The sequence below is a fragment of the Pontibacter aydingkolensis genome (assembly GCF_019443125.1).
Taxonomy (GTDB): domain Bacteria; phylum Bacteroidota; class Bacteroidia; order Cytophagales; family Hymenobacteraceae; genus Pontibacter; species Pontibacter aydingkolensis.
Genome location: NZ_JAHYXK010000013.1, coordinates 97,349 through 117,662 on the forward strand (window position 1 = coordinate 97,349; position 20,314 = coordinate 117,662).

Below are 20,314 nucleotides of genomic sequence, written 5' to 3' on the forward strand. Positions count from 1 at the left end.
GATTGTATTATTTTGATGCGGAACACCCGAGCAAGGCATTTAATTCCGTGCTATACTTTAAAAGTATAAATTAACTAAACCACTACAGTCCAGCCTGTCATCTCAAAGGCATTTTGGTAGGATGGAGGTTTAGCTTTAGCGTTCCCTGCGGTAGCCTTTGTGCCCTTTGCGTTTCAATTAAACCGCAATGAACGCGAAGAAGTCGCTAAGTGCATAAAGCTCAAAGCTTCTTGCTTTAAAGCAAGAAGCCATGGCTACTGCCATGGCTTGAGGTAAAGTATAATAGGACTGTTGTATCAGCCGCTGTTTACACTAACTTCTGCTCTAGCAAAAGTATAAGTATGTGGATCACCTTAATATGAATCTCCTGAACACGATCTGCAAAGCCGAAGTGAGGTACGCGTATCTCTACATCACAGAGCGGTGCCAGTTTGCCACCATCTTTTCCAGTTAAGCCTATTACTTTCATGCCTTTTGCCTTTGCTGCCTCTGCAGCTTTAAGCACGTTGCCTGAGTTGCCGCTGGTACTAATAGCCAGCAAAACATCACCGTTGTTGCCAAGTGCTTCTATGTAGCGTGAGAACACAAAGTCGTAGCCGTAGTCGTTGCCTACGCAGCTCATGTGACTTACATCGGAGATGGAGATAGCGGGTATAGCCTTTCTGTCTTCGCGGTAGCGGCCTGTAAGCTCTTCGGCAAAGTGCATGGCATCGCACATAGAGCCTCCGTTGCCGCAGCTTAGTATTTTCCCGCCTTGTTGCACAGCTGCCGCCATGGCATCTGCAGCCAACTCGATGGCGGCAATATTTTTAGATTCTGATAAAAAGGCGCTGAGCACTTCCTGTGCCTGCGTTAACTCTGCCAGTATGGTTTTAGCGGTCATGCTTGTTTTAAATATTCTACCTCGTGCTCCTCTTCGGGCTGGGGCTTGTAACTGTTGCTCCTGAATGCCTGACGCTTTTCGTAAAGGTCAGCTTTTAACTCATTTATCTTAAGTTGTGCCAGATGCTGTTCGTGCTTCAGGTCGGCTACGTAAAGGCGCGATACCAGTAGCTTTGCCAGCATTAGCACACCACCGACTGCAACGATGGCTTTGTACAGTAAAAGTACCTGCGCTTCGGTTTGGATATCAAATATTGTGTTTTCGTTAAGTACAGTTGCGAGTAGTAAAGCTGTAAACACAACATATCCGATTACAGATAACTCAAGAATAGCTTTAAGCACTTTCATGTTTTATGTGGTTTTAAGTACAACAACACGTTTGCTTAAATCTACAAATTAAATATGGTTATTTTGTAATGTTTACTGTTAGTTCATTGATATGCCCATTGTTAGTTTATAAATAATACTATTTAACCGTTATGTGGTAAGCTGCATCTGTGTTAACTTAGCATAAAGACCGCTGTTTTGCTGCAATTCTTCGTGGGTTCCGCGCTCTATAATGCGCCCTTCCTGAAGTACCAAAATCTCGTCGGCATGCTGAATAGTACTTAACCTATGCGCAATCACAATAGAGGTACGGTTCTTCATCAGGTTGGTGAGCGCTTCCTGTACCAGTTTCTCCGATTCGGTGTCCAGCGCTGAGGTGGCTTCGTCGAGTATAAGTATAGGAGGGTTTTTAAGTATGGCGCGTGCTATACTTAAGCGTTGCCGCTGTCCCCCGGAAAGCTTGCCGCCTCTGTCGCCGATCACCGTGTGATAGCCATCTTCGGTGTTCATGATAAATTCGTGGGCATTGGCGATCCTGGCAGCCGCCATTACCTCCTCCAGTGTAGCATCGGTTTTGTTAAAAGCGATGTTGTTAAAAATGGTGTCGTTGAAAAGTATAGACTCTTGCGTTACCACTCCCATTTTGTCTCGTACCGACTCCATTGTATAATTTCGGATGTCATGGCCATCTATGAGTATAGCACCGGCAGTTGGGTCGTAGAAGCGCGGTATCAGGTCAGCTAAGGTAGATTTACCTCCACCAGATGGTCCAACCAGTGCCACTGTTTTACCCTTCTCGATGGTGAAGTTAATGCCTTTTAGGATTGGTTTGTCGCCGTAGCCAAAGCTTACATCCACAAACTCCAACTCATGCCTGAACTCCGGCAACACCTTTGCGTCCGGCTTATTATTTATAAGAGGCTCTGTGTCGATTACCTGCAGCACTCTGTCGCCGGAAACCAGGCCGCGCTGTATGTTACTGAATGACGCCGACATGGCTTTAGCTGGCACCAACACCTGCGAGAAAAGTATAATGTAAGTAATAAACTCGGCAGGTGATAATTCTGACTGCTGATTTAGTACCAGGTTACCGCCATAGTATAAAAGGCCTGCTACTACGGTTACACCTAAAAACTCAGATAGCGGCGAAGCAAGGTCGCGCTTGTGCGCAATAGAGCGCTGAATTCGGGCGTAGCGGTTGTTCTGATCGTGAAACTTGTTAAGTATAAATGGCTCAGCGTTGAATGCTTTTATCACACGCATGCCACTCAGGGTCTCATCTATAATGGTAAGTATAAAGCTAAGGGAATCCTGGCCCTGCTGCGCCTTGCGTTTTAAGCGTTTAGAAATACCTGCAATAATGCCTCCCGACAACGGCAAAAGTATAAGCGTGAACAGCGTTAGCTTAAACGACATCGTAAAGAGCACGGCAAAAAAAGCGATGATGGCAATAGGTTCCCTGATAACCGTTGTTAGTGTACTTACTACCGAACTCTCCACTTCTTGTATGTCTACTGTCAGGCGGGTCATCAGGTCACCTTTACGCTCGTTGGAGAAGTAGCCTAAGTGTAGTTGTGTTACGCGCTCATAAATAGCATGGCGCATTTTCTTTACCACATGTGCCCGCAACTCGCCTACAATTCTGAAAGCAAGGTATCGGAATAGGTTTGCCAGGAAAATGGACACGATAACAATGATACACACAAAAAGCAATGCCCCCTCGCGGCCATGCTCTAGTATAACCTGCCCGAAATAGTAATTAAAGAAATCGGTAAAGAAGCTTAGGTTAAAGCTAAATTCAGGACGCTGCGTTACCATGTTAGCAGCTTCGTCGGAGCCTACCTGCGCAAAAAGTACGTTAAGCAATGGGATGATCAGCGTGAAATTAAAAATGCCGAAGATGATGCCAAGCACCGTGTATATGGTGTAAAGCGGTACAAACCTGCTGTAGGGTTTGGCAAACTGAAGTATGCGAAGGTATGTCTTCATTGGTCTGTGTTTTGTTGCGGTCTGGTCTCTTGCACAATGCCATCAGTGCCAGCCTGCAACTTATTCCACAGCAGAAGGTCCTGCTGCAGTAAATATTCTGATTTTGTTATACTTAAGTAAAATAGAAGAAGCGTCTCCGTTTCCGGCGCAAAGATACTTAATAAAAGGTAGAAAGGTAGAAAAGTAAAGAGGTAGAAAGTTTCCTTCCTACCTCTTTGTTAATGTATTTATACTTGCTGTGCTTTAAAACTCATGCAATCGCTGCGGAATGTTCCATCTTAAGGCAAAAGAGGCGAAGGTGGTGTTCTTGTCCAATATATTCTCCTCTGCATCTGTTCTGCGAAGTATGCCTTTGAGATCCACGAAAACATTGTGGCGAAGCTGGAAAGTAGCTGTCAGGTCAAGGTGGAGTTGGTTGGTGGTAATGCCCTGCGCAATTTCGTTGCCGTAATTGGAAACGCGGGTAGTATAAGGTAAAAGCACGTTGCCTCCATAGTTAAGCGTGTCGCCGCCGGCAATAATATCCTGGCCAAAGCGTGTGGCAATGGCTTTGCCTGTCAGCATCAGGCGCGGTATAGGCTGGTAATGGATAATGCCTATAAACTCTGCCAGGTTTGCTCCCATGGGGTGCGCCAGCGGCTGGCGGTAGTGCTGATAGTTTGTTACTGAACTGCGGTGTTGGTAAGTATAAGGCCTTATAATGTTCACTTCGCCCTGCAGGTCCAGGTTGCTCAGGCCAAAAGCATCTATATACTTGGCACCTAGCTGACCCGCCTGTTTGTTGGCCCACCAACCATTGCCGCTTTTTACCTCATCCAGTTTAAACTCATCTAACTGCAGTTGTCCGTAAAGTTGCACGCGGTTATAAATGTTCCAGCGGAAATCGGCTCCCAGCATGGCATTGTCCTCGCTGCCCAGCGCCTGCTCAATGGCTCTGTAAAAGATAACCGGATTTAGGTACTGTAGCTCAAAACGGCCTTTATCGCGGGCAAAAACGATCTGCTCAAAAACACCGATGTTCAGGTTATCCGTCACGTTAAGGCCTAAACGGTGCAAGGCCATATACTTTTTGGGTAACAGCCTGTCGCCGCCGCCTCTCCTGAACTCAGAGGTAAGTTCCTGGAACAGGTTCATGTAATGGAGTTTCCAAACGCGTGTGTTCAGCTTCAGGAAAAAGGCCGGAGGTGCATAGTCAGAGTATACCAGAGAGCGGTAACCATCGCCAATAAAGTGGCGGTCGTGGCCAAGCTGTATCTCTACATGTTTGCTCAGGGCGTAGTTCAGGTAACCTCGCGCGGTAATGAAGTCGTAGCCACCTTCTTTGAATCCTTTCCAGAAACCTTCGTGCGGCACCACACCATCGCGCCGTATGCGGTCATTCACATAACCCGGGAAGCGGGCTTGGTTCTCACCTATAAAAGTATAAAAACCGAACCTTTCATCTATAGAGCCTTCTATTTGCAGGCCGCGCGTATTTACATAGCGTATGCCGTCTGTCTGGTTATCGTGGCCGATCTCCAGGTGCAGTACCGGGTTTACGCGCAGGGTAAAGTCGTTGCTTTCGTAGTGGTAAAGGTCTGTCTTGTTCTGATAAAAGTATTTCAGGATTGGCCTGTCGCTTTCATTGTTTTCCTGGTCTGTATAGTTCCAGTTATCGCGTAGCAGATAAGTGGCGTTAAATTCGTCAACAGTTGTGCGGGCATTTCGTGCACTTATCTCGGCCAGCTCAGCCACATCCTGCCTGCCAAAAGGACGAACAGCTGTTTGAAGCGATGGCAGCTGGTCGCCGTACTTTATCTGGTTGCGGTCTATCCAATGGTAAACGTCGCGGTTATAAGGAACATATACGTCCTGTGCCTGTGCGGCAAATCCTGAGAGTAGTGCAATGGTTAAAGCACAAAGTATACTTCTCGTCATAGGAAGGTTTGGAAAAAAGAAGCTTTTAAAATGCGAATGTACTCTTTTATGAAAATATTGTTCTGTAAACACACGCCGAATTTATACTTTAGCAGGCAGATAAACTATTAAAGCCTGATGTTGCGCTACCTGCCACACCACGAGATAAACGAAAAAAACTGGGATGATTGTGTAAAGGCGTCTGCCGAACGTATGATCTATGCCTTTTCGTGGTTCCTAGATACTGTTTGTAAGCGTTGGGATGCCGTAGTAGAGGAAGATGAAACAGGAAAGTATATTTCGGTTTTCCCGTTGCCCCTTGGCCGGCGCTATGGGCAGGTTGGTGTTTTGCAGCCATACTTTACACAACAGTTGGGTTTGTTTACCACAGCGCAAAGCAAGTATAAAAATATAAACGATTACTTGCAGCTTATACCTGCCAAGTATAAAAGTATATACTTGCAGCTTAATACTGATAACACAGAAAGTATAAAGTATAACACATCGGAGTTAGCATTTGGAGAACGCATAAACTATCACCTGTCGTTGCTGCCGCCTTACGAAGAACTGCTGAAAAACTACAAAAACCGGCACAAGTTAAATAAAGCGCAGCGCAGCGGAATAGAAGTAAAGCCGCTTGATAACATAGAGACAATGATACAATTGTTCCGATCTACTAAAGGCAAAGAGCTTACCGAGATAAAAGAAAAGCACTACCGGCTGTTGGTTAAAATGCATGAGGTGCTAAAAAAGCATAATGCGGCAGAGCTGTGGCAAGTAGTAAACGATGCCGGTGAAGCTATTGCAGCTGCCTTTTTTGCACGTCAGCCTGGCAAGATCATTTTCTTGCTTTCCGGGGCCAGCGAAGAGGGCAGGCGTACCGCAGCCATGACCTTACTAATAGATAGTGTGATCAGAAGGTATGCAGGCAGGAACTATATTTTTGACTTTGAAGGGAGTATGGCGCCATCAGTGGCTAAATTTTACGCAAACTTTGGTGCCGAACCCGTAACCTATTTATCTTTAACACGACAACACACGCCTTGGTATCTAAAATGGAAAGAAGCAATCTCTACATCTTAACAGAAAAGCCCTCGCTGGCCAACCACTATGTGGCAGAGCTGCGCAACATACACGTGCAAGGCGACAGCCTGCGATTCCGAAGAAACCTGGAGCGGATCGGGGAGTTGCTGGCTTACGAAATATCTAAGACTTTGCCCTATAAGGCTGTAAACATAACAACACCACTCGCCGAAACCGAAACCCTGTTGCTGGCAGATCAACCGGTATTAGCAACAATACTTAGGGCTGGCCTGCCGATGTACCAGGGTATGCTGAATTATTTTGATAAAGCTTATAGCACATTTGTTGGCGCTTACCGGGTGGAGGAGGAGAACACAGAGCTGCAGATAAACATGGAGTACCTGGCCTCTACCGATCTGCATGATAAGATACTTATTCTGGCTGACCCTATGCTGGCAACCGGTAGGTCTTTAGTAAAGTCTTATAAAGGCATGTTAAAGCACGGTAAGCCGGTACAAGTGCACATTGCTGCTGCCATAGCCGCTCCGGAGGGGCTCGCATATATACAACAGGAAATACCGGAAGCCAACATATGGCTGGGCGCGTTAGATCAGAAGCTGAACGAGAAATCATACATTGTGCCCGGCTTAGGCGATGCCGGCGACCTGGCATTTGGCCCGAAAATCTAGCACAGATTTGCCAAAGTAAAATTGTAGTGTGCTACAGCAGTTGTAGGAGCACAAAATTCCGGCCGGCCCGAAACATATCGCTGCTATACTTATCTTTTAATTGAGCCAAATTACGTATAGCGTAGATTATAAGATGATTGTGAAGAATGAACTAATGCAGCGCTGTGGGTGAAGTCTTAAAATATCTGTCGGTGTACCTGGTAAGTATGGTAAAGTTTATTGGCGGCCCTTTGGCGGGTATGGCAGCAGGCTTAACTTACCTGGAATCTGTGTTGCTTACAATTGCCGGCATGATGACAACAGTTATTATCTTCTCTATCATTGGCAGGGCATTTGCCAGATGGTGGTCTGCACGCCTAAGGGCAAAGAACAGGCCTATCTTCAATAAAAAGAACCGCCGCATTATAAAAGTATGGAATAGCTTCGGCGTAGTAGGAGTAGCTTTCTTAACACCTGTAATTTTTACGCCGATCCTAGGTACAATTGTAGCTGCGCTGTTCGGTGCATCGCGCAGGCAGATATTCATCCATATGTTGTGGAGTGCTATTTTATGGAGCGCCTTGTTAAATTTGATGGTGTTTGAGTTCGGTGATATTGCCTCGGAGTATTTCTAAAGTATAAACCCTGATTTTTTTCTGGCCCGAGCACCCTTCCAGGTGCAAGTGCTAAACACAACACAACATGTGCGTGGTTTGTGAATGTAGAGACGCAATATTTTGCGTCTTGTCTGCTACAGGGCGATAGGTTTCATTATTGATTGATCATTGTTCGTTGATCGGGATTGTAGTCTTGTTTGCTACCAGGCAGCGCATCTTAAAGTACGCAATAGAGGTCATCTAAAAGTATAACCTACGGCTTTCGGAAATCTGACCTGCCCCGGAGTATTTCGGGGAGACTTCCCATCATGATAAGTTACAAGTGACACTTCGTTTAACACTTGCGCCAGTAAAGTGAACCTACCGCCCTGTAGTAAACAAGACGCAACGTACTGCGTCTCTGCATTTCCCAAAAACCAACAACAATCAACCAATAACGAATAACCAACAGTTTACTTCCTCCTGCTTCCTTTTTTCTTCGTTTTCTGCCAGAATGAGTTTTTAGGGTCGCCGCTTTTCTTGCCTTTCTCGAAGTTAGATTTGTGCCTGCCCTTTTTCTCATGGAAAGCGCCCTTGAAGTCCGGGTTCTCGCTGCGTTTCTGATGATCTATATCCCGGGCAATGGCCTGCTGCTCGTCAAAAGGCGTTTCGTAGATTTTTATTTCTGCTGGCATTGGCTCTTCCGGTATCTGCATCCGTATCAACTTTTCTATCTTACGAATGTGAAATATCTCGGCAGGATTGGCAAATGTAATGGCAGCGCCGGAATTTTCTGCACGGCCTGTACGGCCAATGCGGTGCACATAGTCTTCGTACACAAACGGCACGTCAAAGTTTATCACATGGCTCACCATGGTTACATCAATGCCGCGCGAAGCTACGTCCGTAGCCACTAAAAAGCGTACATCGCCACCCTTAAAGGCCTCCATAGAGTTAATGCGTGTGTTTTGCCCTTTATTGCCGTGTATGGCACGTACTTCGCCATACTCCCGGCGCTCGAGGAACTTAGCCACATCCTCCGCATTTTTCTTACTCCTTGTAAAGATAATGACACGGTTAAATGTTTCTTTATCACGGATCAGGTGCTCTAGCATCGCAATCTTGGTGCGCAGGTTGGGTACTTGGTATAATACCTGGCTTACAGTTTCTACAGGAGTAGCCTGTGGTGTTACTTCAATGCGGGTTGGGAACTCTAGAAACTCTTCAGACAGCTCTACCACTTTGGGGTGCATAGTAGCCGAGAATAGCAGGTTCTGACGTTTGCGAGGCAAAATTTCCAGCAACTGACGGATCTGCGGCATAAAACCCATATCCATCATTTTGTCGGCCTCATCCAGCACCAGCGTTTTTACTTCTTTAAGTATCAGTTCGCCTTTCAGGTATAGCTCCATCAGGCGTTTTGGTGTGGCAACCAGTATATCAATGCCTTTATTCAGGGCTTCGATCTGCGTTTTAGGGCCCAGTCCGCCATAAATTACGGTGTGGCGAAGGTCGGTATACTTGCCCAGCAGTGTAATGTTCTCCTCTATCTGCATAGCCAGCTCGCGCGTAGGAGCCAGTATAATCGCGCGCGGGTTGTTGCCTTGCGCATACTTTACCTTCATCAGTATAGGCAGCAGAAAGGCAGCGGTTTTGCCGGTACCTGTCTGGGCAATGCCCATCACGTCGTGGCCACCCATAATAATCGGGATCGCCTTTAACTGTATAGGAGTCGGTTTTTCGTAGCCAGCTTCTTCAATGGCATTCAGCAACTGCCTGTTCAGTTTAAAATCTTCGAACGTGGTTACTTCTTTCTCCGCTTCTTCTGCCATAACTATGGTAATTTATACTTTGTGTTGATATACAAAGGTACGGGAAATTTACGGTAGGGAGGTAAAGTGGGTAAAACTGGTATTGTGATTATGTATATATTGTACCAAAATATGTTAATTCATTAGGAGGCTCTACGTATCAATGTTTTTCTGGTGAATAGCAAAATATAAAAAGCTTTTAGAACTAAATAGCTCCTTCCCGTATCTTAGCAACATGAAATCAATCCTCATAAAAAACGCCCAACTCGTAAACGAAGGAAGTATAACCACTGCAGATGTACTGGTAAAAGACGGACGTATTGCGAAAATCAGCCAAAGTATAACCGCAGAAGCTGATGAAACTATAGATGCTACAGGTTTATACTTGCTGCCCGGTGTAATAGACGACCAGGTGCATTTCCGGGAGCCCGGACTTACCCACAAAGCAAACATCGAAACAGAAGCCAGAGCAGCTGTAGCAGGCGGAACCACCTCTTTTATGGAGATGCCCAACACAGTGCCAAACGCGGTAACGCAGGAATTGCTGGAAGATAAGTATAACATTGCTGCTGAAACCTCGCTGGCCAATTACTCCTTTTACATGGGGGCTACCAACGATAACCTGGCCGAGGTGCTGCTCACAAACCCAAATACAGTTTGCGGTATCAAGATATTTATGGGTTCTTCAACGGGGAATATGCTGGTAGATAATGCCGAAACGCTAGAAGAAATTTTTGCCAAAGCCAAATTGCCAATTGCCGTACACTGCGAAGATGAGCAGACCATCCGCGATAACATGGCCATCTATGAAGAAAAGTATGGCGATGATATTCCGGTAAAGTGCCACCCGGAGATCCGCAACGAAGCAGCTTGCTTCAAATCCAGTTACATGGCTGTAAAGCTGGCCGAAAAACATAATACGCGCCTGCATATCCTGCACATCTCCACCGAAGAGGAACTGAAGCTATTCCGCAACGACATTCCGCTGGAGCAGAAACGCATTACCGCAGAAATATGTGTTCATCACCTGTGGTTCGATAAAGAAGATTACGACAAGTATGGATCCCAGATAAAGTGTAACCCGGCTATAAAAGAGCATCGCCATAAAGAAGGGCTATTGAAAGGACTGCTGGAAGATAAACTAGACGTTATTGCGACAGACCACGCCCCACATACCTGGGAAGAAAAACAAGGAAAGTATAAGCAGGCTCCGTCTGGGGTACCATTGGTGCAACACTCATTGCAGATGATGCTGGAGTTTGTGAAAAAAGGTAAGCTAACGCTGGAGAAAATGGTAGAGAAAATGAGCCATGCACCAGCCATACTTTTTAACGTGCGTGAGCGCGGCTATATAAGAGAAGGCTACTGGGCCGACCTTGTGTTAGTAGATATAAACAAGCCTTACACGGTTTCCAAAGAGAATACTTACTACAAATGTGGTTGGTCACCTTTCGAGGGGCATACTTTCAATTCAACTATAACGCATACTATAGTTTCTGGTCACCTGGCCTTTGTCAACGGCACTTTCGATGAGAGTAAAAAAGGGGAGAGGTTACTGTTCGACAGGTAAGTATGGAGCTAGAGAAATTCAAATCCTTACATGCCCGATTTTTCGGGAAAGACCTGCCAGAAGAGGTAGTGCACTCAGAAGAGTATGAAGCTTATGAAGAGGCCATACACCAAGATGAAACGTGCTACAACTGGGCCACTGCCGAAAAGCTAAAGGCCAGGGGCTTTGACTACAAGAACTACTGCTGCATGATGATGGCGGATAAAGTATACGAAAGCCTGGACGAGGATGGGGAAATAAAGGATGACGATCCGGAAGTGATCATCAACAAATGGGATGAAGGTTTTTATGGCATACCAGTGCATAATGGTGGCGCTACGATGGTGGTGATTAACTATTGCCCTTGGTGCGGCAGTAAGCTAAGTAAGTAAATCTCTTCTGTATAGGAACTTACTTAGCGCTTTGACCGGAGTGATAAAATTTTGTGCAAAAAATGCGTTCCAAGTATTGCATTATGTGATTTGCTGCGTATATTTGCACTCTCAAATGAGACACGGTGGTTGTAGCTCAGTAGGTTAGAGCACCAGATTGTGATTCTGGGGGTCGTGGGTTCGAGCCCCATCTTCCACCCCAAGCCCTTGAAGTGAACCTTCAGGGGCTTTTTTATTTAAGTAAATTGCTAAATGGCTTAACTGTCAAATTGTTGAAAATAAGTACATTTGTGAATAAACTCTTTAACAATTAGCCCTTAAGTTAACAATCAACAATTAAAAATATGAGCTTAGTAGTAGTAGGTTCGATGGCGTTTGATGCGCTGGAGACTCCCTTCGGGAAAACAGACAAGATTGTAGGCGGCGCGGCAACGTACATCTCGCTTTCTTCTTCATACTTTGTGAAGCCGGTAAATGTAGTATCGGTGGTAGGTGGCGATTTCGACCAGGACCACGTTGCTTTAATGCACCAGCGCAACATCAGCACCGAAGGCGTGCAGGTAAAAGAGAACGAGAAGTCTTTCTTCTGGTCTGGCCGCTACTTTAATGACATGAACAGCCGCGAAACGCTTGTAACCGAGCTGAACGTACTAGGCGACTTCGACCCGATTATTCCGGATAGCTACCAGGGTTGCGAGTACCTGATGCTGGGCAACCTTGCGCCACAGGTACAAAAAACAGTTATCGAGCGTTTAACGGAGCGTCCTAAGCTAGTAGTAATGGATACCATGAACTTTTGGATGGACATTGCTCTGGACGAACTGAAAGAAACGCTGAAACTGGTAGATGTACTTTCTATTAATGACGAGGAAGCGCGCCAGTTAAGTGGTGAGTATTCGTTAGTAAAAGCTGCCAAAAAGATCATGGCAATGGGGCCTAAATTCCTGATCATCAAAAAAGGTGAGCACGGTGCCCTCTTGTTTAACGAGGATAAAGTATTCTTTGCACCAGCCCTGCCATTGGAAGAAGTGTTCGACCCAACCGGAGCCGGCGATACCTTTGCAGGTGGCTTTATCGGTTACATTGCCAGCACCAACGATATCAGCTTCGAGAACATGAAGCGCGCTATTATATATGGTTCTGCTATGGCGTCCTTCTGCGTTGAGAAATTCGGTACTGAGCGCCTTAAAAACCTGACACAAGAGGAAATTGAGAACCGCGTTCAGCAGTTTGTAAACCTTGTAGCTTTTGACACGGTGCTACAATAAATACAGCAGCATATAAAGTATAAAAAGGGAAGCTATAGCTTCCCTTTTTTCATTTTGGAGAATGGCCAACGTATGCTATAGCTTAGTGTAATTTGTAACAAAATGTAGTTAAAAGGGGTAAAACCAATTATACATTAACAATTAGATTGGATTATGAGCATACAGAATCAAGATAAGAATAAAATGGATGAGTTGAAGAAAAATAACCCTAATCAGGCCGACCCAAAGAAGCCGATGGGTAATATCGACGACAATCCGAACCGCAATGCATTAAATAAAGATGCTACCAAGGTGCAGAACCCTAACCGCAACTTAGCGAAGGGTGGTAACAATACGCCATACGATAAAAAGTAGGGCATACTACAAACAAAATAAAAGCTATGAAAATACTGGAGGATGGCCGTGATGGCTTTCTTCCTTTTTTTATGCCTATAGGTATGCGTTGTATGTAGCTAAATGCTTATCTTTCTTTAGCTCATACTTCGTTGCATGTATAAAACTGATGTCTGTATACTTGGTGCCGGCCCGGGTGGTGCTACGGCTGCGCTACACCTGGCTAAAAAAGGTGCTTCCTGCCTCTTAGTTGATAAAGCTGTATTCCCTAGAGACAAAGTATGTGGCGATGCCCTGAGCGGGAAAGTGGTTAACGAACTGCGTCGCATCTCTCCCGAATTACCTGCGCTTTTCAGTCATCAGCGGGAGCAACTGCCTTCGTGGGGTATACATTTTATATCGCCGGGAGGGCAAAAGCTGAGTGTGCCATTTAAGTATAACTATAAACCAGAACAAGATGCACCAGCCGGTTACATTTCTAAACGATTAGATTTCGATAATTTTCTGGTAGACCAGGTAAAACAGCATCCGGAAATTACCTTACTGGAAAGTATGGATATAACAAAGTATGAGAGGCAGCAGGGCGGAGGCTTTATACTTTCGGGCAAAAACGGCGATCAGCAGATAGAGACCAGGTTATTGATTGTGGCAAATGGGGCGCAGTCAGGCTTTACGCGTCACATAGCAGGATTGCAGCAGGAGCCGGAGCATTACTGTGCTGGCCTGCGTGCTTACTATAAAGGAGTACAGGATCTGGATGCGGATAATTTTATTGAGCTGCATTTTTTTAAAGACTTTTTGCCAGGCTATTTCTGGGTTTTTCCACTGCCAGGCGGTTTTGCCAATGTGGGTGTTGGTATGCTGAGCAGCGCCATCAGCAGCAAAAAACTCAATCTGAAAAAAGAAATGCTGCGCATGATAGCTACGCATCCGGAACTCCAAAGGCGGTTTAACGGAGCAGAACTGGTAGGGGATATAAAAGGCTATGGTTTGCCGCTGGGCTCAAAAAAGCGCAGCCTTTCCGGAGATAGCTATATGCTTGTAGGCGATGCTGGTGCTTTGATAGATCCGTTTACAGGCGAAGGCGTGAGCAATGCCATGATAAGTGGCTGCTGGGCAGCAGCACAGGCTATACTTTGTTTAGAACAACAGGATTTCTCCGCCGCTTTTATGCAGGCCTACGATAAAGCCGTTTACAACCGCCTCTGGAAAGAGCTGAAGCTAAGCCGGCAAATGCAAAAGCTGCTTAACTACCCATGGCTTTTTAACCAGGTAGCCAGCAAGGCAACCAAAAACCAGGCATTGGCCGAAACCATCTCCTGCATGTTTAACGACATTGACCTGCGAGAAAAGCTAAAGCAGCCTTCTTTTTACTTTAAGCTGCTGTTTAATTGAGTCAAGCTAGAGACGCAAAATATTGCGTCTCTACAAAATCAAATTGATAATTTTACTTATTGCCTCCCCTATAGAAATTAATAAAGATATTCTGCTACAGGAAGTATAAATTTTGGATTCCTGCTGTAGAGATGCATTTTTTGCGTCTCCTGCCTGTGCTAAAACTCCTGCTTCAGCCATTGTTTAAAGCTTTTCTTTTGTTCTTCCGTAGTATCGTTTCTTTTCTCAATTGTATACTTGCTGTAGTAGTTGTTGCCATCAGGTGCCAGATTTATACTTCTCAGTTGTTTCTCCCTAAAAAATGTTAGTTCTGTCTGCTTTGGTTGCAATGCCAATAGGTGCTGCAGGTTGTTCTCTATTTTGCGTCCGTTTAGGGCTACAAGTTCATCATCTACACTTACTGCTTTGCTGGCCGGAGAGCCCAGGGCTATAGCCGTTACTTTAGCCGCACCCTCCGATGTTACCTTAAAACCATACTTGCCTTCGTTAATAATTGGGTTCTCTGATTTTTTTAATGTACAGCCAACAAAGTATAAAGCCTCATCTAAAGCCTGCTCGATAGGTGCAGTGCCGTTAATATATTGATCAAAGTATGAGGCAAAGGAAATCCCAGCTACTTCATCTACCAGTTTCGCATAATCAGCTTCTGTATAGCCTTTGCCAGTTTTGCCAAAACGCTCCCAAAGTAAACGCATTATTGTGTCCAGGCTGGCGTTACGGCTGGTTTGCTGGCGCAATTGCAGGTCCAGAAGCAGCGCGGTTAGAGCCCCTTTTATGTAGATAGATACTTTACGATCCGGGATGCCAGGCTTATAGCCATCCAGCCACAGGTCGAAAGACGAATCGGCTACAGATAGATTGTTACGGCTGTAGTCTGCAAAGTAGCGTTGCAGGGTAGTGTTGAGCTCATCAAAGTATTGCTGTGCTGTGAAAACGCCTGCTCTTGCCAGCATATAATCGCCATAGTATGTTGTAATGCCTTCGGCTACATAACCTGTTTTAAAGTAATTTTCCTGTGCAAAGTTGTAAGGGGTCATCTCGGCAGGGCGAATTTTCTTAATATTCCAGGTGTGGAATAATTCATGCGAACTTACTCCCAGAAACTCTTTGTACAGGCTCGGCGCCATCAACAGTTCGCCGGGGCCGAGTGTAATAACAGTAGAGTTGCTGTGCTCCACGCCATGGTAAGTGCGGTAAGGCAGTATTTCGTTCAGGTAATGATACTTCTGCACCGGAAAGTCGCCAAACACCTCCAGCTGTTCCTTTGTAAAGGCGGTAAAATCGTGTTTTATCTTATCCCAGTCCGGTTGGCAGTCGCCTTGTATCCATATATAAAAAGGTATACCATTTACCTCATACATTTCTTTTTTAAGAGATGCGCTGGCTATAAAAGGGCTGTCAACCAGTTCGTCAAAGCTGGCGGCCTGTAAAGTATGCTTTTCTGTTTCTTGTAAACCGCATGCAATCTGCCAGTTTTCCGGAATAGCAAGTTTTATAAAATATGGCTCATGCTCACGTCCTTCTACCGCCATCAGGCAGTTTATCGGGTTCAGGTACAGCTGCTCCTCATCCAGCCACGATCCGCCTCCATCCATTTGCCTGGCATAAAAGCTATACTTTATTTCAATAGTAGCTGCGCCATTTGCCTGCACAAGCCACCTGTCTTTTGTTATCTTGCTGGTGGTTATACTTTGTCCGTTGGCAGATGAAGTTACAGCTCTTAGCTTTTGGGCAAAGTGTTGCAGTTCGTAACGTCCTGGGCGCCAGGCTGGCAGTTGCAGGTATACCTCCTGTGCTGTGTTTTCAGAGATCGTAAGGGTTATATCGAGGTAGTGCGTCAGTGGGTTGCTATAAGAGAGATGGTAGGCTATCATAGTTTTTAATTGTTGATTGGCTGAATTGTTAAATTGTTGTACCTGAATGCTTGGTAATCAGTTCGCAGATTCTGCAGCAAAGTATAGGCAATAGTTATAGTTCTGAAAAATAAATATTAGAACAATCAACAATCAACAGGTTTTTTGTAAAAAAGTGAAGGCATACTTTGTTAATTACAAAAGGTTGTCTAATTTTGCAGGCCATAATAAAACCATTGGCAGACGATGAAAAGAACATTCCAGCCTTCTCAGAGAAAAAGAAGAAACAAACACGGTTTCAGATCAAGAATGGAAACCGCTAACGGTAGAAGAGTATTGGCTAGCAGAAGAGCCAAAGGCAGAAAGAGACTATCTGTTTCTGACGAAAAAAGACATAAGGCGGCTTAATCCCTTTTAAGGGATAATGCTTCGCTTATTTATTCGTAGCCGCTCATGCAAAGCGAGCCAGCTAACGAGCCGATAAACGAACAGCCAACTTCTTATACATTTTCGAAAGAAGAACACTTGTGTAGCAAGCGCCTTATCGCGCTGCTGTTCAGCAAGGGTTCTTCTTTTAATTTGTATCCGCTGCGGTTTATACTTTATACGCCGCAAGATGTGCCTCCTGCACAAACACAGGTACTCATTTCTGTATCTAAGCGCTATTTTAAACGCGCTGTAGACCGTAACCGCTTAAAGCGGCAAATGCGTGAGGCTTACCGCCTTAATAAGCATCTCCTAACCCAAAACCCGGAGCAGGCTCCACAGCTATTGGGTATTCTTTACATTGGTAAAGAAAAAAAATCCTTTCATACTATCCAGAAAAAACTAATTTCAGGTTTGGAACGTTGTTTGAGTAAGTAGTCTTACCTCGTCCTTTATACCTGAAATTATGTACAAGAAGTCTATAGCCGCCCTGCTTATTGGTGTTTTTACCCTGGGGCTTTTCTCCTTTAAATCAGAATCTGAGCGTTATTTCGAAATAGCCAAGAATTTAGATGTATTTGCCACGCTTTTTAAAGAGGTAAATACTTTTTACGTGGACGAGGTGCCTCCTGCCAAAATGATGCGGACTGGTATAGACGCCATGCTTAAATCCCTGGATCCTTACACTAACTACATCCCTGAAGACGACATTGAGGATTTCCGTACCATGACCACTGGTCAGTATGGCGGCATTGGCGCCCTGATCGGGAGCCACGACGGCAAGATCACTATTCAGATGCCTTATGAAAACTCGCCTGCCCACAAAGCCGGCCTGGTTATCGGAGATGTTATCCTAAAAGTAAATGGTGTGGATGTTACCGGTAAATCAACAACCGATGTTACCAAACTTCTGAAAGGCCAGGCCAATACCGCTGTAAAGCTGGAGGTTCGTAGCTATGGCCAGAACAAATCAAGAACAGTTGAACTAAACCGTGCCAATATTATGGTAGATAACGTGCCATACTATGGTATGATAGACGACCAGATTGGCTACTTCCAGTTATCGGGTTTTACAGTAGATGCCTCAAAGGAAGTGAAAATGGCAGTGCAAAAGCTTAAAGAGATGGGGGCTAAGAAAATTGTTTTCGACCTGCGCGATAATCCGGGGGGCTTGCTGCACGAGGCGGTAAACATCTCTAACGTTTTTGTAGATAAAGGCAAAGATATAGTAAGCACCAAAGGCAAGGTAAAAGAGTGGAATAAAACGTATAAGGCATTGGATGAACCGCTGGACAAAGAGATACCAATGGTTATACTTACAAGTTCGCGCAGTGCCTCTGCTTCCGAAATTGTGGCTGGCGTAATGCAGGATTACGATCGTGCGGTGCTTGTTGGTGAGCGTACATTTGGTAAAGGCCTGGTGCAGGCAACGCGCCCCCTTTCTTACAACTCACAGCTAAAGGTTACTACTGCTAAGTATTATACGCCAAGCGGCCGTTGCATTCAGGCCATAGATTATGCCCACCGCAACCCAGACGGCAGCGTGGCTGCTATACCGGATTCGTTGAGAGTGGCATTTAAAACAGCAGGTGGACGCGTGGTTTACGATGGCGGCGGTATTAGCCCGGATGTGGTAGTAGAGCAGCAAACGTATTCAGAAATAACCAAAACCATTGCGCGCAAAGGTTACTTCTTTGAGTTTGCCAATAAATATAAAGCAGAGCACAGCACAATTCCTGCTGCTAAGAAGTTTAAACTCACTGATGACGAGTATCAGCAGTTTGTTTCTTACCTGGCAAACAAGGATGTTAATTATACTACAGCCATAGAAAACGAACTGCAGGACCTGGCTGCAAAAGCAAAAGATGGCAAACATTACGATGATATTAAAAGCGAGCTTGAGGCTATCAAGAAGAAAGTATCACACAATAAGTCAAACGACCTGATGCGCTTTAAGCCGGAGATAAAAGAAATGCTGGAGGCCGAGATCGCTTCCCGTTATTATCTGCAGAAGGGCTACATTGAATCTTCGTTTGATGATGATGCAGAAATTCTGATGGCAAAGCAGGTGTTAAACGATTCCCAAAAGTATAACTCCTTCCTTAAGCTGAAGTAATTGCAAATGACATAGAACAAAAGAGCCATACTCATATAGTGTGGCTCTTTTGTTTAATACACTTCTTAAGGATAAGTGTCGCACAGTTTTGCACCTTCAGTACCATCATGTAATTTTGTATCATACTTTACACTATATAATATTATGCAAAGCCCTTTACTGCTTGCACTGGAAACCTCAACTAATGTCTGTTCTGTGGCCTTGTTTCAGGGAGATAAGTTATTGGGTGCTTCAGAACTGCGCATCGAGAAGTCACACTCTTCTCATATTACCGTAATGATGGAGCAATTGGTGAATAACTGCGGTTTCAGAATGGAAGATTTAAGTGCAGTAGCTATTTCAGGAGGCCCTGGCTCTTATACAGGCTTACGGATTGGTACTTCTACTGCTAAAGGCTTGTGTTATGCACTTAATATTCCATTAATAGAAGTGTCTACTCTTTACAGTTTAGTAGCACAGCTAATTAAGTATACGCCAAACCCGGAGCGTTTTCTGTTTTGCCCGATGTTGGATGCCCGCAGGATGGAAGTATATTCTTGTGTGCTAAGCCATACTTTAGAAGAAATAGTGCCTGTTGCACCAGTTATACTTGATGAGCAAACTTTTCAGGATTTACTGCAGGAACATGTAATTGTTTTTTTTGGTAGCGGAGCTCAAAAGTTTAAAGAGGTAATAAAAGATAAAAGCAATGCCTTATTTGTTGATGGTATAGTGCCTTCAGCAATACCGGTTGGAGAGTTAGCCATCAGAAAGTATGAGCAGGAGGCATTCGAAGATGTAGCTTATTATGAACCGTTCTATCTTAAGGATGTTTATATAACAAGTGCAGGTAAAAGCACTACATAAAAAAAGGATTATGTCTGAATTTGTAAATAGAGTTGCGCAAAGCGCACTGGTAACCATAAACCTGGAGGAGTTGCTTCATCCGGGCGAGCGGGTTGTATATGATATAACAGAAAACCTGTTTCATGGCCTAATCTTAAAGGAGAAAGATTTCAGGGCGTTTGTAAAGGAGCATGACTGGTCGGCTTACGACGGAAAGAATGTGGCCATTATATGTTCCGCTGATGCAATTGTGCCTACCTGGGCCTATATGTTACTTGCAACAAAATTAACTGGTCATGCAAACTATTATGTATTCGGGGATCTTGAAGCGCTGGAGCAGGCTATGATGCAGGAAGCAATAGCAAAAATTGATGTAGAAGAGTATCGCGATGCCAAGGTAGTAGTAAAAGGTTGTGGAAGTATACCAGTGCCTACTTATGCATATATAGAGATCATGCGAAAGCTTTTACCCGTAGCAAGTAGTCTTATGTATGGTGAGCCATGTAGTACCGTGCCTTTGTATAAGAAGCCAAAGAACGTTTAATAGCAATCAGTGGAAAAAAAGAGGGCAGGATGAACTAAATTCTGCCCTCTTTTTGTTAATACTCTGCGGCCATTTACAAATCCGTGTACTCTTAACAGGAGAGTAGATAAAATCAGGAAAATTTTGAAGCTCATAAACAGGCAGTTACATGGAAGTGTGCCTAAATGTTGAAGCAAGCCCTTGCAAAGTCGAAACTCTTTTCTACTTTTGCATCCCGGTTCGGCAGGAACAGGGGAGTTGGGGGAGGGAAAGGGAGTTTAAAAAGGCCCTGTGGCTGCTTTAGAGGCAGGTCCCGCCAAAAAAAACCTTGAAATTTTTTCACCCCGGGTGTTGCGGATTCGAAAAGAGTTCTTACCTTTGCAACCCGGTTCTGAGGGTAGCTCGGATGGGGAAAGGGAAACAGAATGACTTCTGAAAACTT

The 20,314-nt window shown here is 44.8% G+C and carries 20 protein-coding genes and 1 tRNA gene; 14 read left to right on the forward strand and 7 right to left on the reverse strand.

The features are described from left to right. Positions 1-307: 307 nt before the first annotated feature. The 4 genes from lpcA to K0O23_RS14855 form a co-directional block, all read right to left on the reverse strand. Positions 308-883: a D-sedoheptulose 7-phosphate isomerase gene (gene lpcA / locus K0O23_RS14840; protein ID WP_219878222.1), complete on the reverse strand. Its 576-nt coding sequence runs from the start codon at positions 881-883 to the stop codon at positions 308-310. Next, entirely contained in the window at positions 880-1,230 is a 351-nt protein-coding gene (locus tag K0O23_RS14845) for a hypothetical protein (RefSeq protein WP_219878223.1), read from the reverse strand. The genes lpcA and K0O23_RS14845 overlap by 4 nt, the downstream gene beginning before the upstream one ends. 129 nt (positions 1,231-1,359) lie before the next feature. Then, the gene (locus K0O23_RS14850; protein WP_219878224.1) at positions 1,360-3,198 is read right to left on the reverse strand and encodes an ABC transporter ATP-binding protein; all 1,839 of its coding nucleotides are present in this window, start codon (positions 3,196-3,198) and stop codon (positions 1,360-1,362) included. Positions 3,199-3,441: 243 nt separating this feature from the next. Continuing rightward, positions 3,442-5,115: a hypothetical protein gene (locus K0O23_RS14855; protein ID WP_219878225.1), complete on the reverse strand. Its 1,674-nt coding sequence runs from the start codon at positions 5,113-5,115 to the stop codon at positions 3,442-3,444. A gap of 117 nt (positions 5,116-5,232) precedes the next feature. Between K0O23_RS14855 and K0O23_RS14860 the strand changes: the two genes are divergently transcribed. From K0O23_RS14860 to K0O23_RS14870, 3 genes are all read left to right on the forward strand, one after another. Further along, on the forward strand, positions 5,233-6,177 hold the full coding sequence (locus K0O23_RS14860; protein ID WP_219878226.1) for a GNAT family N-acetyltransferase: 945 nt from the start codon (positions 5,233-5,235) through the stop codon (positions 6,175-6,177). Beyond that, positions 6,150-6,806, forward strand: a complete 657-nt coding sequence (upp, locus tag K0O23_RS14865) for a uracil phosphoribosyltransferase (RefSeq protein WP_219878227.1) — start codon at positions 6,150-6,152, stop codon at positions 6,804-6,806. Before K0O23_RS14860 ends, upp begins: the two co-directional genes overlap by 28 nt. 164 nt (positions 6,807-6,970) lie before the next feature. Next, positions 6,971-7,420: a hypothetical protein gene (locus K0O23_RS14870; protein ID WP_317195699.1), complete on the forward strand. Its 450-nt coding sequence runs from the start codon at positions 6,971-6,973 to the stop codon at positions 7,418-7,420. 434 nt (positions 7,421-7,854) lie between these two features. Here K0O23_RS14870 and K0O23_RS14875 read toward each other — a convergent pair whose 3' ends face one another. Next, on the reverse strand, positions 7,855-9,213 hold the full coding sequence (locus tag K0O23_RS14875) for a DEAD/DEAH box helicase (protein ID WP_219878228.1): 1,359 nt from the start codon (positions 9,211-9,213) through the stop codon (positions 7,855-7,857). A gap of 214 nt (positions 9,214-9,427) precedes the next feature. Here K0O23_RS14875 and K0O23_RS14880 point away from each other — a divergent pair, with 214 nt between their 5' ends. From K0O23_RS14880 to K0O23_RS14905, 6 genes are all read left to right on the forward strand, one after another. Next, positions 9,428-10,762 (forward strand): dihydroorotase, encoded by a 1,335-nt coding sequence (locus K0O23_RS14880; RefSeq protein ID WP_219878229.1) that lies wholly within the window; start codon positions 9,428-9,430, stop codon positions 10,760-10,762. 2 nt (positions 10,763-10,764) lie between these two features. Further along, entirely contained in the window at positions 10,765-11,133 is a 369-nt protein-coding gene (locus tag K0O23_RS14885) for a DUF6980 family protein (RefSeq protein ID WP_219878230.1), read from the forward strand. A 125-nt stretch (positions 11,134-11,258) separates the two neighbouring features. Next, positions 11,259-11,335 (forward strand) — tRNA-His (locus K0O23_RS14890). A 142-nt stretch (positions 11,336-11,477) separates the two neighbouring features. Continuing rightward, positions 11,478-12,401: a PfkB family carbohydrate kinase gene (locus tag K0O23_RS14895; RefSeq protein ID WP_219878231.1), complete on the forward strand. Its 924-nt coding sequence runs from the start codon at positions 11,478-11,480 to the stop codon at positions 12,399-12,401. Positions 12,402-12,554: 153 nt separating this feature from the next. After that, positions 12,555-12,755: a hypothetical protein gene (locus K0O23_RS14900; protein ID WP_219878232.1), complete on the forward strand. Its 201-nt coding sequence runs from the start codon at positions 12,555-12,557 to the stop codon at positions 12,753-12,755. A 135-nt stretch (positions 12,756-12,890) separates the two neighbouring features. After that, positions 12,891-14,129, forward strand: a complete 1,239-nt coding sequence (locus tag K0O23_RS14905; protein WP_219878233.1) for an NAD(P)/FAD-dependent oxidoreductase — start codon at positions 12,891-12,893, stop codon at positions 14,127-14,129. 158 nt (positions 14,130-14,287) lie between these two features. Here K0O23_RS14905 and K0O23_RS14910 read toward each other — a convergent pair whose 3' ends face one another. Next, positions 14,288-16,003: a M61 family metallopeptidase gene (locus tag K0O23_RS14910; RefSeq protein WP_219878234.1), complete on the reverse strand. Its 1,716-nt coding sequence runs from the start codon at positions 16,001-16,003 to the stop codon at positions 14,288-14,290. A 225-nt stretch (positions 16,004-16,228) separates the two neighbouring features. Between K0O23_RS14910 and rpmH the strand changes: the two genes are divergently transcribed. The 5 genes from rpmH to K0O23_RS14935 all read left to right on the forward strand — a co-directional run bounded on the left by rpmH (position 16,229) and on the right by K0O23_RS14935 (position 19,893). Then, positions 16,229-16,390 carry a 50S ribosomal protein L34 gene (rpmH, locus tag K0O23_RS14915; protein ID WP_219878235.1) on the forward strand — a complete coding sequence of 54 codons (162 nt, stop codon included), beginning with the start codon at positions 16,229-16,231 and terminating at the stop codon, positions 16,388-16,390. A gap of 45 nt (positions 16,391-16,435) precedes the next feature. After that, positions 16,436-16,846, forward strand: coding sequence for a ribonuclease P protein component (gene rnpA / locus K0O23_RS14920; RefSeq protein ID WP_219878236.1), 411 nt, complete (start codon positions 16,436-16,438; stop codon positions 16,844-16,846). A 28-nt stretch (positions 16,847-16,874) separates the two neighbouring features. Then, positions 16,875-18,524 carry a S41 family peptidase gene (locus tag K0O23_RS14925; RefSeq protein WP_219878237.1) on the forward strand — a complete coding sequence of 550 codons (1,650 nt, stop codon included), beginning with the start codon at positions 16,875-16,877 and terminating at the stop codon, positions 18,522-18,524. 144 nt (positions 18,525-18,668) lie between these two features. Further along, positions 18,669-19,370: a tRNA (adenosine(37)-N6)-threonylcarbamoyltransferase complex dimerization subunit type 1 TsaB gene (gene tsaB, locus K0O23_RS14930; protein WP_219878238.1), complete on the forward strand. Its 702-nt coding sequence runs from the start codon at positions 18,669-18,671 to the stop codon at positions 19,368-19,370. Between the two features lie 10 nt (positions 19,371-19,380). Beyond that, positions 19,381-19,893 carry a DUF2480 family protein gene (locus K0O23_RS14935; protein ID WP_219878239.1) on the forward strand — a complete coding sequence of 171 codons (513 nt, stop codon included), beginning with the start codon at positions 19,381-19,383 and terminating at the stop codon, positions 19,891-19,893. A gap of 160 nt (positions 19,894-20,053) precedes the next feature. On the opposite strand, the gene K0O23_RS14940 is transcribed toward K0O23_RS14935, so the two are convergent. Then, positions 20,054-20,314 (reverse strand): hypothetical protein (locus K0O23_RS14940; protein WP_219878240.1); only part of this gene is annotated, 261 nt, incomplete at its 5' end.